Raw genomic sequence first — 15,765 nt, 5'->3', positions numbered from 1 at the left:
ACGTGAGGACCGGTCGCCGACCCTGACCGCCTCGGCGCTCAGATCTCGAGCTGGGCCGAGAGCGTGGACAGCTTGTGGCGTGCCATCGCGAGGTTGGCGCGGCCCTTGTCCAGCACGAGGTAGATGAACAGGCCGGGGTGGTCCTTGGGCAGGTTGATCAGGTGGTAGGCCTTGCCCAGGGTGATCAGGATGTCGTCGATGGTGTCGTCGAGGCCGAGGCTCTCCATGGTGCGCATCTTCGAGCGCACCACGTCGGTGTTGCCCGCCGCGGCGACATCGAGGTTCATCACCGACGCATCGCCCGCCTGGCCGAGCGCCATGCCCGACTGGTAGTCCACGAGCAGGGCGGCGACGGCACCGTCGATGCTCACCGCTTCCTTGAGGATGACGTCAACGTTCGTCATGTCTGTGGTTCCTTCTTGTTCTTCCCGGCCACTGCGGTCGGGAGGGGTCTGGGGAGGTCGCCGGAGGCGGAGGATGCCGCGGGACCGCCGAGCTCGGTGCTCGGTCATGCCCGGCCCTCTCGGGCCTGGGCCATCAGGAGCTTGTCGAGGAACGACTCGCCACCGAAGAGCGGGAGGGACGGCAGCTCGAACGCCGACTCCTCGGGCGCGACGGCGACCGGACGGCGGTCGACGTCGAACTGGAAGTCGCGCCCGGGCTCGCGTGGCGACCGGCGCGGCAGCGTCGACGGGTCGCCTCGGAGGACCGGCGGCGGCAGCGGCAGGTCCGCGGGCGCGACCGGCACGTCGGAGCCGCGCACCACGCGTACGCCGCGCTCGAGCGCCAGCCGCGCCGCCGTGGCGGGCAGCGCCGTGCTCGCCGCGCCGGGGAGCGCGGCCACGGTGGGCACGAGCGTCTCGGCCAGCTCGCCGAGCGAGGTCTCGTCCGGCGTGAGGCACAGTGTCCCGCCCGAGACCAGGTGCGCCTCGCGCATGGCCTGCACGACCGGGTCGGACCGGTGGCCCACGGCGATGGTGACGTCGTCGGGGGTCAGCGCCGGCAGCCACGCGTCACCGCGCGCCAGCCTGGTGAGCCGCCCGCCGGGGCCGAGGAGGCGGGGAGCGGCGCCCTCGTGGTCGACGACCGCGTCCAGCCGCGACACCGCGTCGGGATCCATGGTCAGCCGCTCTGCGCCGAGCGTCAGCAGCCGTCGCCACCCGGCACCGCCGGCGACGGCGAAGAGCTCCGAGGAGGTGAACTGCAGGCCGTCGAGGCGGTCGAGGTCGGCCTCGGACTCCGCGACCACGAGCCGCACCTTCGCCTCGCCGAGCCCGCGGGCGACGTCGTCCGCGGTGGCCTCGGGCGAGACGTGCACGACCACCGATCCGATGAGGCGCAGCGCGAGGTCCAGCTCGGGATAGGCGGAAGTGGCCGGGAGCAGGTCGAGGACCACCTGGTCCGCGCGCAGGCCGCTGCGCACCAGGCCGGCCGCCGCCCGCTCGACGGTGTCGGCCACGGTCGACCAGGACCGCGCGCGCAGCCCGGTGCCGTCGTGCACGACGTACGCCGTGGTCTCGCCCCGCTCGAGCCCCTGCCGCCGCAGCCACCGGTGCGGCGACGCGGCGACGTCCTCAGTGGGCACCGCGCCGGACGGCAGGGCCGGCGCCCGGGTGACCGGGATGTGTGCCATGCGTGCCCCCTCGACGCCGCGACGATTCCGTTGATCGATCAACAGATTTCGCCAGGCCGCGCGCGACCGTCCGCGGTTTTACCTCCGCGTGGCGCGACCGTGGGGCGTGCGTGTCCGTGATGTGTGACCGGTCTCACGCACTGGGACGAGGGCCGGCGTCAGGCGGGGCCCGCCAGCGAGAAGGCGGGATCGATGCCGACACCCGCTCGGCCGCGCCGCGGCAGCGTGTCGGCGGCGCCGACCGCGACCGGCGCCGGGGCTGGTACCGGCGGCAGGCCGGGCTCCGCAGCCAGGTCGACCCGGACGGCCGGGTGGTGCGCGATCCGGCCCAGCTTGAGCTCCAGCGCGGTGGCCAGGGCGCTCACGGTGTGGTTGACCCGGGCGTCGAGGACGAGCACGCGCAGCCGGCCACCCCACCACGGGGCGAGCGCCGCGATCTCGGCGGCGAGCTTCCTGGGGCGCGACCCCAGGCGGGCCCCGGCGACGCGCGCCGAGGTGGCCTGAAGCACCTCCCGCGGCGCCTCGTGCCACGGCGCGCCGTCGACGCGAGCGTCCGCCACCAGGTCCTCGAGGACCCTGGACGCGGCGTGGTCGAGAAGGACGTGCGTCGGGGAGACGTGCGCCAGCGCCTCCTCCAGCTGGGCCGGCGACTCCACCCAGGCCAGCGTGCACCCCGCGGTGAGCTGCGCGTCGCGCACCACGGTGGTGAACCGGTCGGGCGCCTCGCCGGTGAGCAGGACGACGTCGTCGGCCTTGAGCTCGGACAGCACCCCGGAGGCCTCGGGCCGGAACAGCCAGGCCTCGCTCTTCTCCCGCGGCAGCCCGAGCACGGCACCGGTCGGCGCGCCGACGCGGACGGAGTCGACCCAGGTGAGCACGTCGGGCTGTCGCTTGCGGCGCTCGAGGCCGATCGCGCGCAGCCGCTCCCAGGAGCGGTCGTCGCACTCGAAGAGCTGGGCCTCGGCCAGCGCGGCCTGCCGCAGCAGGGCCAGCCGGCTCTCCCGGTCGACGACCACGAGGCGCACGTCCACCTCGTCCAGCAGGCGCGCGACCTCGGCGGGGTCCAGATGCTCGGGAAGCAGGAGGGGCACCGCGCCGGCGACCCGGGTGGCGAGCTCGAGCTCGAGCTGACGGATGCCGGTGGGCACGCGCAGCACCACGACCTGCCCCGGGTCGACCCCGGCGTCGATCATGCCGGCCGCGCCGTCGATCACGCGGCGGTACAGCTCGTTCCAGGTGATCGTCGCCCACGCGTGACCGCGCTGCTCCACGACAGCGACCTCGAGGGCACGGTTGCGCGCGTGACGCTCCAACCGGGCGAGGGGGGAATCCTGACCAGGCACGTGGCGCTCCTCGGTGCTTCGTGTGTCGCCGCACCGTAGGACAGGACCGGTCCCGCTGTTCACGGTTTGGCGCATCTGCGCGCGGGCGGCTCGGGGTCCCCTCGGCGCCCCGGCGTAGGCTGCCGCCTCGTGACACCCCCCTCGTCGGCACCCGCCGCGCCCCTCGTCGTGCGCACCGTCGCGGTGGACCTGGCCGACCTCCCCCTCCTCGACCTGCTGCCCGAGCAGTCACCGGTGAGCTGGCTGCGCCGGGGCGAGGGCCTGGTCGGCTGGGGCGTCGCCGCCCGGCTGGAGACCGCCGGGCACACCCGCTTCAGCGACGCCGTCAAGTGGTGGTCGGAGACCGTCGCCCGCGCGCGCGTGGAGGACCACGTCGGCGAGCCGGGCACCGGCCTGGTCTGCTTCGGTGCGTTCGCCTTCGCCGACGAGCCCGGCGACTCCGTGCTCGTCGTCCCGCAGGTCGTGGTCGGGCGCCGGGGCGACCGCACCTGGCTCACCACCGTCTCCGTCGACGCGCCGGCGCTGTCCCCCGCCCCCGTTCCCGAGCCGCCGGTCAACCTCGTCTTCTCCGACGGCGCGCGCAACGGCGAGGAGTGGATGTCGGTGGTGGCCGAGGCCGTCGCCCGGATCTCGGCGGGCGAGCTGGAGAAGGTCGTGCTGGCACGCGACCTCATGGCGACCACGGACGAGCCGGTCGACGTGCGCTGGCCGCTGCACCGCCTGGCCGAGCAGTACGAGATGTGCTGGACCTTCCACGTCGAGGGCCTGTTCGGCGCCACGCCCGAGATGCTGGTGCGGCGCGAGCGCGGCCTGGTGACCTCACGGGTGCTCGCCGGCACGATCCGGCGTACGGGGGACGACGAGCGCGACCTGGCGCTGGCCGCCACCTTGGCGCGGTCCTCCAAGGACCTCGAGGAGCACGAGTACGCCGTGCGCTCGGTCGCCGACGCCCTCGAGCCGCACTGCTCATCGATGAACGTGCCCGAGGCGCCGTTCGTCCTGCACCTGCCCAACGTCATGCACCTGGCCACCGACGTCAACGGCGTCGTCCACGATGCCGCGACCTCGCTGCAGCTGGCCGAGTCCCTGCACCCCTCGGCAGCGGTGGGCGGCACGCCGACCGCGGCCGCGACCCGGCTGATCGCCGAGATCGAGGGGATGGCGCGCGATCGCTACGCCGGCCCCGTCGGCTGGATGGACGCCTCCGGCGACGGCGAGTGGGGCATCGCGCTGCGCTCGGCCATGCTCACCGACAGCGGCGTGCGCCTGTTCGCCGGGTGCGGGATCGTCGCGAGCTCCGACCCGGAGGCCGAGCTGGCCGAGTCGCAGGCGAAGTTCGTGCCGGTGCGCGACGCGCTGGCCGCCGACTGAGCCGGCCGCCCGTCACAGCTGCTGGCCGGGCTCGCGCCGCTCGAAGGTCAGCGCCGCGGGAAGCAGGTTGCCCATGTGGGCCGCCACCATGTCCAGGCCGACGTCGCTGTAGACCTTGTCGTGGATCGCCAGCGACGTCGGCGCGGCCACCTCACGCACGAAGTCGACGGCCTCGGCGACCTTGAGCCACGGCGCGCTCACCGGGGCGAGCAGCACGTCGACCGCCCGCCCTGGCGGGGTCAGTGCGTCCCCGGGGTGGTAGACGCTGGTGCCGCCCGACTCCAGGACGTAGCCGGAGTTGTCGAAGCGGTCGTAGTCGGGGTGGATCACCGCGTGCTTCTCCCCCACCACCTCCACCGCGGTCCCGGCCACCTCGAGCCGGTCGCCGGGGCGGACCACGGTGACGCGCTCGGCGACCTCGGGAGCCTCCCGGCGCAGCAGTCGCTCGACCGCGGCGATCGTCCAGATCGGCACGTCGAGGCCGCGCAGGTGGTCGGGATGCACGTGGTCGGGGTGCTCGTGGGTGATGAGGACGGCGTCGGCGCCCTCCAGCGCAGCAGCATCGGTGAAGACTCCCGGGTCGAGCACGACGACGCCGCCGTCGCCCTGCACCCGCACGCAGGCGTGGCCGAACTTGGTGATCCGCATGACGACAGACTAGGCGCGACGCGGGTGCGGGGAATCGTCGTACGGATGGGGCGCGAGGTTAAGGTGGTGCCGCCTCCGACGGGTGGAGCGCCCTGGGGGAAACACCGATCGCACCCGAGACGAAGAGAGTTCACATGTCTGCACGCCGCGTGCTCGCAGGCAGCGCCGCCGCGCTGCTCCTGCCCGCGTCCCTGCTCCTGACGACCGAGACCGGCTCCGCCACCGACTCCGCGGCTCGACCCGCGTTGACGTCGCTGTCGAAGGCCGGCCAGAAGATCTCGCTGGAGGTGCTCCCGCAGATCGTCCAGCAGGGCCGCGGCGCGGCCAGCGCGAGCTCGGCCAAGGCTGCCGTCACCGCCACCATCAAGCCGGTGAAGGTCGGCCGCCCGGTGGTCCTCGAGCAGCTCGAGGGCACCGCGTGGAAGAAGGTCGCGACCGCCAAGCAGGACAAGGCCGGCCGCGCCGAGTTCGCCGCCGCGATCTCCAAGGGCGGGCTGCCGCTGACCTACCGCGTCACCGCCCAGAAGTTCAAGGGCCTCAAGGCGGAGTCCAGCGAGGGCCAGGACACCTCCCGCTGGCTGACCCCGACGTTCTCCGACGAGTTCTCGGGCAGCTCGCTGAGCTCCACGTGGGGCATGCGCGGCCAGGACTACGAGCCGGCCAGCAAGCGCAAGTGCTCCAAGGGCAGCCCGAAGGCCGTCAAGGTCGGCGGCGGCGCCCTGCGCCTCAGCGTGATCAAGGACCGCTCGGCCAAGGGCAAGTGCAAGGCCAGCTCGCGCAAGCAGACCAAGAAGATCAGCTACCGCCTCAACGGCCACGTCGGCACGCAGGGCAACTTCAGCTTCCGCTACGGCGTGGCCGCGGCCCGCATCAAGATGCAGAAGGCCCAGGGCCAGCACGCCAGCTTCTGGTCGCAGCCCGTCGGCGAGAACGGCCCCGGCAGCGACGGCCACGAGATCGACATCATCGAGTACTTCGGTGACAAGCACCCGCAGGGCGGCCTCACCAGCTTCATCCACTGGTACAAGGGCAAGCGCCTGATCAAGACCGGGTCGTGGATCAAGAACTCGGAGTCGTTCCTCAAGAACAAGCGCGACGGCTGGTCGAAGAACTACCACGTGTTCTCCGTGCAGTGGACGCCGAAGACGCTCATCTTCCGCATCGACGGCAAGGAGACCTGGCGCACCTCGGCCCGCGTGTCGAAGGCCCAGCAGTACCTCATCCTGAGCCTGCTCGCCTCGGACTACGAGGCGCTGGAGCTGCCGGACAGCAAGCTGCCGCAGCACATGTACGTCGACTGGGTGCGCGTGTGGGAGACCCCGCAGGCCTGATCGGCAACGCCTGAACCACAACGATCCGCGCGTTGGTCCCTCACGGGACCAGCGCGCGGATTCGTCTGTCCAGGTCCGCGCGGTTGTCCCGGCGCACCCGTGCCTCGATGACCTCGATGCCGCCGTTGGGCGAGGCGAGCGCCTGCTCCAGCTCCGGGAGGCTGGTCACGGCGAGGTGCGGGACGCGCGCGGCAGCGCAGAGGCTGGCGAGGTCCGCCCCGTGCGGGGTGGCGAAGAGGGTGTCGAAGCGGTCGGCGTACTCCGGCGCCCCCTGCTCCAGGGTCGCGAAGATCGAGCCGCCGTCGTCGTTGACCACGACGATCGTCAGGTCCGGTCGCGCCTCCCGGGGGCTCAGGAACAGCCCCGTGGTGTCGTGCAGGAACGTCACGTCGCCCATCAGGGCGAGCGCGCGGGTCGACCACGGCCGGCCGAGTGCGGCGCCGACCGCCGAGCTGATGGTGCCGTCGATGCCGGCCAGTCCCCGGTTGGCCACGACCTTGCGACGACCGCCCACCTCGTAGCGCGCGACCATCAGGTCCAGGTCGCGGATCGGGTTGGACGCCCCGACGAGCAGCAGCCCACCGGGCGGGAGGGTCCGGCTCACGGCACCGGCCACCTCGTGCGGGGTCAGGTCCGGCTCGGTCGCCAGCAGGCGGTCGAGGTCGCGCGAGGTCGTCCGATCGGCGTCGCGCCAGGCGTCGAGCCACGCCCGGTCGCCGGTCCCGTCGACGTCGACGCGGTCGACCTCGTGGGCGACCGCGAACGGTCGAGCCGCCCAGGTGCCGCGATGGCGCACGGAGACCACCTCGACGTCCTCGCGTGCCAGCAGGCGCGAGACCGGGCGGGACAGCGTGGGGTGGCCGAGGACGACCACCCGCTCCACCCGACGGCCCAGCTCGCCGGCGAGCAGCAGCCGGTACGTGCGGATCGCGTGGTCGCCGGTGCGGCACCCGCTCGACGGCTCGGCCAGCAGCGGCCAGCCGGCCTGCTCCGCGAGCACCCGGGCGGGAGGTCCCGCGTCGTCGCCGGCGACCACCACGGTGCGCGGCCCGGGCTCGAGCACCAGCCGGGTGCCAGGTGCCCGGTCGACGACCCGCTCGGTGACGGTGGCGGGTGCCGGACGCCACGTCCCCGCTGGCATGAGCGGCTCGTCGAGCTGGACGTTGAGGTGGGCCGGCCCCGGGGCACCGGCGAGCAGGTCGTACACGTCCTGCGCCGTCGTCGCTGCGGTGGCGTCGAGGAAGTCCACCGGGCCGAACACCTCGACCTGGTCCGTGGTCTGGTTGGCTCCGGTGCCGCGCAGCCGCCCGGGCCGGTCAGCGGTGACGGCCACGAGGCGCACGCCGGCGTGCGCTGCCTCCAGCACGGCGGGATGGAGGTTGGCGACCGCCGTGCCGCTGGTGCAGACCACGGCCGCGCGGGCGCCGACCTTGCTCAGGCCGAGCGCCAGGAACGCGCCGGTCCGCTCGTCGAGCCGCGTGTGCAGCCGCAGCAGGCCGGCCGCAGCGGCCTCGTGGACGGCGAAGGAGAGCGGCGCGTTGCGCGAGCCGGGGGACAGCACGACCTCGCGGACGTCGTCGGCGAGCAGTGCCGCGACCACGTCGCGGGCCAGCCGGGTCGAGTCGTTCACGAGGGCCGATCCTGCCCTACCGCCTCCACGCGCCGTCGCCAGTGCGCCACCCGGTCGTGCGCGGCTGCGAGGCGGTCGAGGGCCCGCGGGTCCACCTCGGGCCGCGCGACCCGCAGCAGGCCGTCGACGGGCAGCAGCGGCTCGGCCACGACGTCGTCGGTGAGCAGCTGGACGGTGGCCAGGCCGCACGCGTGGCGCAGCTCGGGCAGGGCCGCGGCGAGCGCCACGCCGGCCGCGATGCCGACGCTCGACTCCACGGCGCTGGAGACCACCACCGGCAGCCCGATGTCCTCGGCGATCCGCAGGCAGGCGCGCACCCCGCCCAACGGCTGCACCTTCAGGACCGCGATGTCGGCGGCCTCGAGGTCGCGCACGCGGTACGGGTCCTCGGCGCGCCGGATCGACTCGTCGGCCGCGACCGGGACGTCGACGCGGCGGCGCACGACGGCGAGGTTTTCCACCGCTGCGACCGGCTGCTCGGCGTACTCCAGTCCGCCCGCGGCGCGGTCGAGGGCCGTGATCGCACGGACCGCCTCGTCGACGTCCCAGGCGCCGTTGGCGTCCACCCGGACCAGCCCCTCGGGACCCAGCGCGTCGCGCACGGCCTCCACCCGCGCCACGTCGTCGGCCAGGGTCTGCCCCCGCTCGGCGACCTTGACCTTGGCGGTGGAGCAGCCCCCCGCGGTGACGATGGCGTGGGCGCGCTCGGGGTCGGTCGCGGGGACGGTGACGTTGACCGGGACGGCGTCGCGCACCGGCTCCGGCCAGCCGACGTCGGCGGCTTCCCGGGCGCAGGCCAGCCAGGGCCGGGACGTGGCGTCGTCGTACTCCAGGAAGGGCGAGAACTCACCCCAGCCCGCGTCGCCGCGCAGCAGGACGCCCTCGCGGACGGTGATGCCACGGAAGCGGGTGCGCAGGGGGATCGCGAAGACGTGCGTCACAGGCCGCTCCTCAGCGCCTGGCGGTCGACCTTGCCGTTGGGGAGCAGCGGAAGCGCGCCGACCCGCCGGAACTGGCGCGGCGCCCAGGAGCGCGGGTGGACCGCGCCGACCCAGTCGCGCAGCTCGGCGTCGCCGGCGGTGCCGACCACGACCGCCACGAGCCGCTGCCCCCACTCCTCGTCCGGCACGCCGAGCACCTCGGCCTCGTGGACGCCGGGATGCTCCCGGAGCCGCTCGGCCACGGCCGGCAGCGGGATCTTGACGCCACCGCTGACGACGACGTCGTCGATGCGGCCGATCACCTCCAACCGCCCGTCGTCGTCGAGGCGGCCGGCGTCGGAGGTGAGGAACCAGCCGTCGACCAGCACCTCGGCCGTCAGGTCGGGGTCGCCGGTGTAGTGGCTGAACAGCGTGGGGCCGGCGATCCGGATCCGCCCGTCGGCGCCGAGGGTGACCGCGACGCCGTCGAGCGGCACGCCGTCGTAGACGCACCCGCCGGCGGTCTCGGAGGAGCCGTAGGTCGCCACGACGTGCACGCCGTGCTGCTCGGCGCGACGGCGCAGCTCGGCGTCGAGACCGCCGCCGCCGACCAGGACGGTGTGGCAGCGGGCCAGCGCGGCCCGCTGGTCGGGCTGGTCGAGGATCCGGTGCAGCTGGGTGGGGACCAGGGAGACGAACGTCGGCACGTCGGGATCGACGGCGCCGGCCAGGTCGAGGCCGGTCACGACGACCGGCTCGTGGCCGGCGAGGAGGGACCGGACGACGACCTGTACCCCGGCGACGTACGCCGGCGGGAGCGCGAGCAGCCAGCGTCCGGTCGCTCCGAGCCGCCGAGCGGACGCCTCGGCGCTGGCCAGCACGGCGGGCCTCGGCAGGACGACCCCCTTGGGCCGGCCCGTCGAGCCGGAGGTCTCGATCAGGAGCGGCGCGGGACTGTCGGCCTCGAGCCACCGCGACAGCTCGCGGACGGCGACGGACGGCTCGCCCGGGGGCCGCAGGAAATCCACACGACGAACGCTAACGGCTCTGCCAGCATGGCGACGGGCCGGACCCGGCCGGGACCGCGGTCGATGGCAGCGGCCGCCTGACCGAGCGCGGCGCCGTAGGGTCGGGACCATGAGCGCCTACTGGATCACCACCTACCAGGCCGTCCACGACCCCGCCAAGGTGGCCGCGTACGCCGAGCTCGCCGGGCCCGCGCTGCGCGCCGCCGGCGGCACGTTCCTGGTCCGCGGCACCCCCGAGGTGACGTTCGAGAAGGGCGAGGCGACCCGCACCGTCGTCATCGAGTTCGCGTCGGTGGAGGCGGCCGTCGCCGCGCACGACAGCGAGGCGTACCAGGAGGCGCTGCGGGCCCTCGACGGCGGCGCGGACCGCGACATGCGCGTGGTGCCCGGAGCCTGACCCGTGCGGCCGGACGACGTGCGCGCCTCGAAGCGGCTGTCGTACGTCCTGCGGCACCGGCCGGACTCGGTCGGGCTGACGCTGGACGCCTCCGGATGGGTTGGGGTGGACGACCTGCTGGCCGCGCTGGCCGACGCCGGCACGCCGCTGGCGCGCGAGGACGTCGAGCGGATCGTCGCGACCAACGACAAGCAGCGCTTCGAGGTCGACCGCGCGGCGGGCCGCATCCGAGCGCGACAGGGCCACTCCGTGCCGGTCGACCTCGCCCTGGACCCCGCCGAGCCACCGGCCGTGCTGTACCACGGCACGCCCGCGCGGAACCTGACGTCCGTGCTCGCCACGGGGCTCGACCGCCGCGGTCGCCACCACGTGCACCTGTCCGGCGACGTCGACACGGCCCGCCGGGTGGGGCGGCGGCGCGGTGAGGCGGTCGTGCTCGAGGTGGACGCCGCCGCCATGGCCCGGGACGGGGCGACGTTCTGGCGGACCGGGAACGGCGTCTGGCTCACCGACCACGTGCCGCCCGAGCACCTCTCGGTGCACGGGTAGGGGCCGCGGCCTCCGGATCGCCCGCAGCGCCGCGCCGCCCACCCGTGCCATGGTGGGGTGGTGGACACCTACCGGCTCGTGCTCACCCTCGTCGTCACGGCCGCCGTCGTCCTGGCGATCCTCTTCTTCGAGCGGCGGCGGGCCGAGCGCATCACGCGCGACACCCGCGACCTCGCGCGTGGCGTCCCGCGGCCGGACGAGCGGCCCAGCGGCCGCCCCGGCGGGGACGACGCGTCCGGCGGGGACGAGTCGCCCGGCGGGGACGGGCAGGTGCGCTGAGCGGTGGCGGGGCTGCGCGGACTCCTGGGACTGGCCCTGCTGCTGGCCGTCGCGGTGGCGCTGTCGAAGCACCGGCGCGGCATCTCGTGGCGCACCGTCGGCGTCGCGCTCGCGCTGCAGGTCGGGTTCGCGGCCCTGGTGCTGCGCTGGGGGCCCGGCAACGACGCACTGAAGTGGGTCTCCGACCGCGTCGCGACGCTGATCGGCTACACCGACGAGGGCACGTCGTTCGTCTTCGGGCCGCTGCTCGGGGTGGCCGAGGAGGGCGAGACGATCTTCGCCCTGCAGGTCCTGCCGGTCATCGTGTTCCTCGGGGCGCTGATCGGGCTGCTCTACTACCTCCGGGTGGTCCAGTGGGCCACGTGGCTGCTCGGCGGCGCCCTCGCGCGGCTGCTCGGGATCAGCAAGGTCGAGTCGATGTACGGCGCGACGGTGATCTTCCTCGGACAGAGCGAGGCGCCGCTGATGATCGCGCCGTACCTCCGCTCGCTGCGGCGCGGCCAGCTGTTCACGATCATGACCGCCGGCTTCGCGGCCGCGGCCGGGTCCACCCTGGTCGGCTACTCCCTGCTCGGTGCGCCGCTGGAGTACCTGCTCGCGGCGACCGTCATGAACGCACCGGCGTCGCTCCTCATGGCGAAGGTGATGTGGCCGGACAGCACGCCCGAGGACGGCGAGCTGGACGGTGCCACGCCGATCGACGCGCCGGAGCAGGTCGACGTACGCGCGGTGCGGGACGAGGAGTCCACCAACCTCATCGACGCGGTCGGTCGCGGCGCGATCGCCGGAGGCCGGATCGCGGTGACGGTCGGCGGGCTGCTGATCGCCTTCGTCGCGCTCATCGCCCTCGCCGACGGCATCCTCGGCGGCATCGGCGGCTGGTTCGGCGCTGACGACCTCACCTTCGGCGGCGTGCTGGGGTCGGCGTTGGCACCGCTCGCGTGGCTGCTCGGGGTGCCGTGGTCGGAGGCCGTGCAGGCCGGCGGCTGGATCGGCGAGAAGACCGTGCTCAACGAGTTCGTGGCCTTCGCCAACTTCGGTCCCGAGGTCGACGCCCTCAGCCCCGTCACGGTCGCCGTGGTCACCTTCGCCCTCGCCGGCTTCGCCAACTTCGCCTCGATCGCCATCCAGATCGGCACCCTCGGCTCGCTCCTGCCGGAGCGGCGCGGCGTCGTGGCGCAGCTCGGGATGCGCGCGCTCCTCGCGGGCGCCCTCGCCAACCTCGCGAACGCCGCGATCGCCGGCGTCGTGGTCTCGCTGTAGCGCCGGCCCGCTCGCCTGCTGCGGCTCTGCTGCCGCCAGCCCCGCCTCCTACGGCACGCAGCCACCCTGACCGGGGCTTACCCGGCGGGTGGCTGCGTGGTGTGGCTCGCTGGTCCGTCAGCCGCCTCTCGGCGAGTGGCCGCTCGCAGCGGCAAGGGGTGAGGCCCGGGGGCATGATGCGGAACCAGCTGTCCTGCACAACGAAGCGGCTGGCGGCGGCATTCCGCTCGCGGCGCGGTCATGGGGTGACGCCGACCACGGGGTTCGTGGCGGCCACACGATCGGCGAGACGTTCCGCGCCCGCGAGCATCCGCCACTCGCCCGCACTCGCCACCCGGCACACGCCGGTGGCCCGATCACCGGGCGGTGGTCGGGCTCAGCGGGGCGGGGTGGGTCGTCGACGTGGTGGGTCGGAGGTGACGCGGGCGCCGGTGGGCAGCGTCCACTCGTAGCAGCCGTCCGGCAGGCGCTGGTAGGTGAACCTGCTGAAGGTCTTGGCTCGGTGGTGCCGCCGGCACAGCGGGGCGAGGTTGTCCGGGCGGGTCTGACCGGGTGGTCCGCCCTGGTTCATGGGGACGTACTCGTCGATGTGGTCGAGGTCGCACCGGCCCGAGATCCGGGTGCAGCCGGGGTAGACACAGGTGGCGTCGCGGTGCCGCACCGCGGCGGCCATCCGCGCTGGTGGGTCGTGCTGGTCCACCGGCGGGATCGAGGCTGCGTGGGGGTCCAGGTCGAGGACCGGCTGCACGGTGACCTTGCCTGCGGTGAGCAGCCAGGCGCGGAGCCGGCCGAGCAGCATCGGCCCCAGCTCGGGTGACCGGGCGACGCCGTGCCTGTCCGGGGACTCGAGGAGGTCCGTGTCGGTCACGTGGACCACCAGCCGCACCTCACCGCTCTCGCTCCAGGCCTCGTCTCCCGAGTGGGGGCAGGTGGGTCGGCGGAACGGGCTCGCGGGCCTGTACGCGACGTCCTCCGCGACGCACACGGCCGGATCGTCGCCAGGGTCGACGGGCCGGTCGGGGTCGGCGAGGTCGCCGGCGGCGAGGAGGTCGAGTGTCTTCTGCGGGTCGGCGAGCACCCCGACCGCGTGCGCGCGGCGAACCCCCAGGTCGCCCGGATGTCCGAGGGACCTCATGGTGGCTGCCATCGTGGTGACGGTGTGGTCGAACGCGACCGCGTCGGCGGTGTCGAGGGTCATGAAGACCTCCGAGGTCCCCGGCGCCCCCAGCTCGTGGCACACCTCCACGCGCCGCGTGCTGAGTGCTTCGTCGTGGTCGGCGATCGCCCGGTCGGGGTCGGCGTACAACCGGGCCTCGTGGACCAGCACCCCGATGCGATGCGGGTTCAGACGGCGCGGCTGCCACACCAGCAGCCGGTCCGCGTGCGCTGCCGCGATCGGCGACAGGTCGCGGGACTGCCGAGCGGCCTCGCGTGCGAGCCGCACCGGCACCTGCAGCTCACGCACCAGGGCCCACAGCCGCGGCAGCCGGTGGACCAGGTCGAGGACGTCACCGACCAGCGCGAGCGTCGCCTCGTGCGACTGCTCCAGCACCCCGGCGAGCTCCGTCACCGCGAACTCGGCCACCAAGGGCGCACCCGCTCCTGCGATCGGGACCGCCTGCTCACCGAACAGCGCCGCCTTCGACCCGGGAGCTGCAGGCGAGTCGGCACGCCAAGCCGCCACCGCACCGGGATCGCGGTCCGCATCCTCGGCCGGGACCACGTGCGCGTGCGCCCACGCCAGCGCCGCCTCCAGCAGCTCGACCTCGACGCGCCGCCTCGCGGTCATCGCCGCCACCGCCCGATCCAGCACCGCACGCTCCGACACCGGCGCGACGCCGGCGACAGGAGGAGCATCGGCGGTGGGGGACATGCGTCCATCCTCCCAGCCACCACCGACACTCCGACGAGCCGGAACACGAGTGTGGACAACAGTTTTCGAGCGCCTGTTCCCAGCATCGCTGCAGCGCCGCTCCGGGAATTCGGGAGACGACTGTCGGTGCCGCGGGTGACAATGGTCGGCGATGTTCGCCGCCTTGATCCGATACGCCACCCCGCCCTCCAGCCTCGCGGGACGCTTGTCCGTCCAGTCGCTGCTCTTCGCGTCGGGCGAGGGCACCTTCCTCGCCGGCTCGGCGGTGTTCTTCACCGTCATCGTGGGCCTGTCGCTGGCGGAGGTCGGCATCGGCCTGACCATCGGCGCCATCGCGAGCTTCTGCGTCGCGATGCCGATGGGCAAGCTCGTCGACCGCTTCGGCCCCAAGCGGATGTGGTCGCTCAGCGCGGTCGTCCAGGGCGCGCTGTTCCTCGCGTGGCCGTTCATCGAGGGCTTCCCCCAATACGTCGCCCTCGCCGTGGTGATGGAGGTCGCCGGCACGCTGGCCGGCACCGCTCACGGCGCGTACGTCATCGACGTGCTGCCGCCGTCGGAGCGGGTGGAGTCGCGCGCCTACATGTACTCCGCGCTGAACGTCGGCTTCAGCCTGGGCGCGTTCCTCGGCGGCGGCGCGATCGCCTTCGGCAACGACGTGCTGCGGTGGGCGCCGCTGTTGAGCGCGGCACTGTTCATCGCCAACAGCGCCGCGATCCTCAGGCTGCCCGACGCCACCCACGACGTCCGTGGTGGCGAGCCGCGCGCCAAGCCGGAAGGCATCCCCGCCATCCGCAACCGCAGCTGGATCGCGGTGACCTTCTTCACCGGCGTGCTGTGGACCAACCAGGTCCTGCTGCACACGGTGATCCCGGTCTGGCTGGTGACCGAGACCGATGCCCCGCGGGTGCTCGTCGCGGTGCTCTTCGCCACCAACACGGTGATGTGCATCGTGCTGCCACGCCTGACCTCGCGCGGCATCCGCGACGTCACCACGGCGCTGCGCGCCGTGCGGATCTCGACGGTGTTCTTCGTGCTCACGTGCCTCATCACGCTGGCCACGCACGAGACGGTCGGGTGGGTGACGATCGTGATGTTCTTCCTCGGCCACGTCGTGCTGACCTGGGCCGAGCTGTTCCTGTCGGCGTCGGGCTGGACGTTCGAGGCAGAGCTGATGGACCCGCGTCGCCGCGGCGACTACCAGGGCGTCTCCGAGCTCGGCAACACGCTGGGTCGGTTCTGGGCACCGGCGGTGTACGGCTTCCTGGCGATGCAGTGGGGCGCCTTCGGGTGGCTCACGATCGCTGCGATCGTCTCCGCCGCTGCGGTCGGCATCCACTTCGCCGCGAACTCCGGGCGACGCTGGCTCGAGCACCACGTGCCGGCCGACGTCCTCGCCGACGCGCGGGTCGGCACCCCCGACACCGAGGAGCTGGCCGCGTCCGGGCCGCCGCCGCTGGTCGAGCCGGACACCCCTGACACAATCCCCCGGTGACCTCCCCG

General features: G+C 73.8%; 15 protein-coding genes. 7 read left to right on the top strand and 8 right to left on the bottom strand.

What is annotated here, in order from left to right; all coding sequences use genetic code 11:
- Positions 1-38: 38 nt before the first annotated feature.
- The 3 genes from J3P41_RS09145 to J3P41_RS09135 all read right to left on the bottom strand — a co-directional run bounded on the left by J3P41_RS09145 (position 39) and on the right by J3P41_RS09135 (position 2,976).
- Positions 39-404, bottom strand: coding sequence for a hypothetical protein (locus J3P41_RS09145; protein ID WP_210650007.1), 366 nt, complete (start codon positions 402-404; stop codon positions 39-41).
- Between the two features lie 104 nt (positions 405-508).
- Positions 509-1,633 carry an AMP-binding protein gene (locus J3P41_RS09140; protein ID WP_210650006.1) on the bottom strand — a complete coding sequence of 375 codons (1,125 nt, stop codon included), beginning with the start codon at positions 1,631-1,633 and terminating at the stop codon, positions 509-511.
- Positions 1,634-1,791: 158 nt separating this feature from the next.
- The gene (locus J3P41_RS09135) at positions 1,792-2,976 is read right to left on the bottom strand and encodes an AMP-binding protein (RefSeq protein WP_210650005.1); all 1,185 of its coding nucleotides are present in this window, start codon (positions 2,974-2,976) and stop codon (positions 1,792-1,794) included.
- A 129-nt stretch (positions 2,977-3,105) separates the two neighbouring features.
- Here J3P41_RS09135 and J3P41_RS09130 point away from each other — a divergent pair, with 129 nt between their 5' ends.
- On the top strand, positions 3,106-4,347 hold the full coding sequence (locus J3P41_RS09130) for an isochorismate synthase MenF (RefSeq protein WP_210650004.1): 1,242 nt from the start codon (positions 3,106-3,108) through the stop codon (positions 4,345-4,347).
- 12 nt (positions 4,348-4,359) lie between these two features.
- On the opposite strand, the gene J3P41_RS09125 is transcribed toward J3P41_RS09130, so the two are convergent.
- Positions 4,360-4,995, bottom strand: a complete 636-nt coding sequence (locus J3P41_RS09125) for an MBL fold metallo-hydrolase (protein WP_210650003.1) — start codon at positions 4,993-4,995, stop codon at positions 4,360-4,362.
- Between the two features lie 134 nt (positions 4,996-5,129).
- Between J3P41_RS09125 and J3P41_RS09120 the strand changes: the two genes are divergently transcribed.
- Complete coding sequence (locus J3P41_RS09120; RefSeq protein ID WP_210650002.1) at positions 5,130-6,326, top strand: family 16 glycosylhydrolase; 1,197 nt, start codon at positions 5,130-5,132, stop codon at positions 6,324-6,326.
- Between the two features lie 40 nt (positions 6,327-6,366).
- Here J3P41_RS09120 and menD read toward each other — a convergent pair whose 3' ends face one another.
- From menD to J3P41_RS09105, 3 genes are read right to left on the bottom strand one after another with little or no spacing between them, the layout of a single operon-like run.
- Entirely contained in the window at positions 6,367-7,956 is a 1,590-nt protein-coding gene (gene menD / locus J3P41_RS09115; protein ID WP_210650001.1) for a 2-succinyl-5-enolpyruvyl-6-hydroxy-3-cyclohexene-1-carboxylic-acid synthase, read from the bottom strand.
- Positions 7,953-8,897: an o-succinylbenzoate synthase gene (locus J3P41_RS09110; RefSeq protein WP_210650000.1), complete on the bottom strand. Its 945-nt coding sequence runs from the start codon at positions 8,895-8,897 to the stop codon at positions 7,953-7,955. Before J3P41_RS09110 ends, menD begins: the two co-directional genes overlap by 4 nt.
- Positions 8,894-9,904, bottom strand: a complete 1,011-nt coding sequence (locus J3P41_RS09105; RefSeq protein WP_307861912.1) for an AMP-binding protein — start codon at positions 9,902-9,904, stop codon at positions 8,894-8,896. The genes J3P41_RS09110 and J3P41_RS09105 overlap by 4 nt, the downstream gene beginning before the upstream one ends.
- A 109-nt stretch (positions 9,905-10,013) precedes the next feature.
- Here J3P41_RS09105 and J3P41_RS09100 point away from each other — a divergent pair, with 109 nt between their 5' ends.
- Genes J3P41_RS09100 through J3P41_RS09085 form a run of 4 tightly spaced genes read left to right on the top strand, consistent with a single transcriptional unit; the run spans position 10,014 to position 12,392 of the window.
- On the top strand, positions 10,014-10,301 hold the full coding sequence (locus J3P41_RS09100; protein WP_210649998.1) for a DUF1330 domain-containing protein: 288 nt from the start codon (positions 10,014-10,016) through the stop codon (positions 10,299-10,301).
- 3 nt (positions 10,302-10,304) lie between these two features.
- Positions 10,305-10,850 carry an RNA 2'-phosphotransferase gene (locus J3P41_RS09095; protein WP_210649997.1) on the top strand — a complete coding sequence of 182 codons (546 nt, stop codon included), beginning with the start codon at positions 10,305-10,307 and terminating at the stop codon, positions 10,848-10,850.
- Between the two features lie 60 nt (positions 10,851-10,910).
- Positions 10,911-11,129, top strand: a complete 219-nt coding sequence (locus tag J3P41_RS09090; RefSeq protein ID WP_210649996.1) for a hypothetical protein — start codon at positions 10,911-10,913, stop codon at positions 11,127-11,129.
- 3 nt (positions 11,130-11,132) lie between these two features.
- Positions 11,133-12,392: a nucleoside transporter C-terminal domain-containing protein gene (locus J3P41_RS09085; protein ID WP_210649995.1), complete on the top strand. Its 1,260-nt coding sequence runs from the start codon at positions 11,133-11,135 to the stop codon at positions 12,390-12,392.
- A 376-nt stretch (positions 12,393-12,768) separates the two neighbouring features.
- On the opposite strand, the gene J3P41_RS09080 is transcribed toward J3P41_RS09085, so the two are convergent.
- The gene (locus tag J3P41_RS09080; RefSeq protein WP_210649994.1) at positions 12,769-14,265 is read right to left on the bottom strand and encodes an HNH endonuclease signature motif containing protein; all 1,497 of its coding nucleotides are present in this window, start codon (positions 14,263-14,265) and stop codon (positions 12,769-12,771) included.
- A gap of 205 nt (positions 14,266-14,470) precedes the next feature.
- Between J3P41_RS09080 and J3P41_RS09075 the strand changes: the two genes are divergently transcribed.
- The gene (locus tag J3P41_RS09075; RefSeq protein ID WP_246861920.1) at positions 14,471-15,757 is read left to right on the top strand and encodes an MFS transporter; all 1,287 of its coding nucleotides are present in this window, start codon (positions 14,471-14,473) and stop codon (positions 15,755-15,757) included.
- Positions 15,758-15,765: the final 8 nt, after the last annotated feature.

This window comes from Nocardioides sp. SYSU D00065, assembly GCF_017916425.1.
Taxonomy (GTDB): Bacteria; Actinomycetota; Actinomycetes; order Propionibacteriales; family Nocardioidaceae; genus Nocardioides.
The sequence above is the reverse complement of the archived record's forward strand: the minus strand, read 5'-3'. Positions and strand labels throughout refer to the sequence as shown.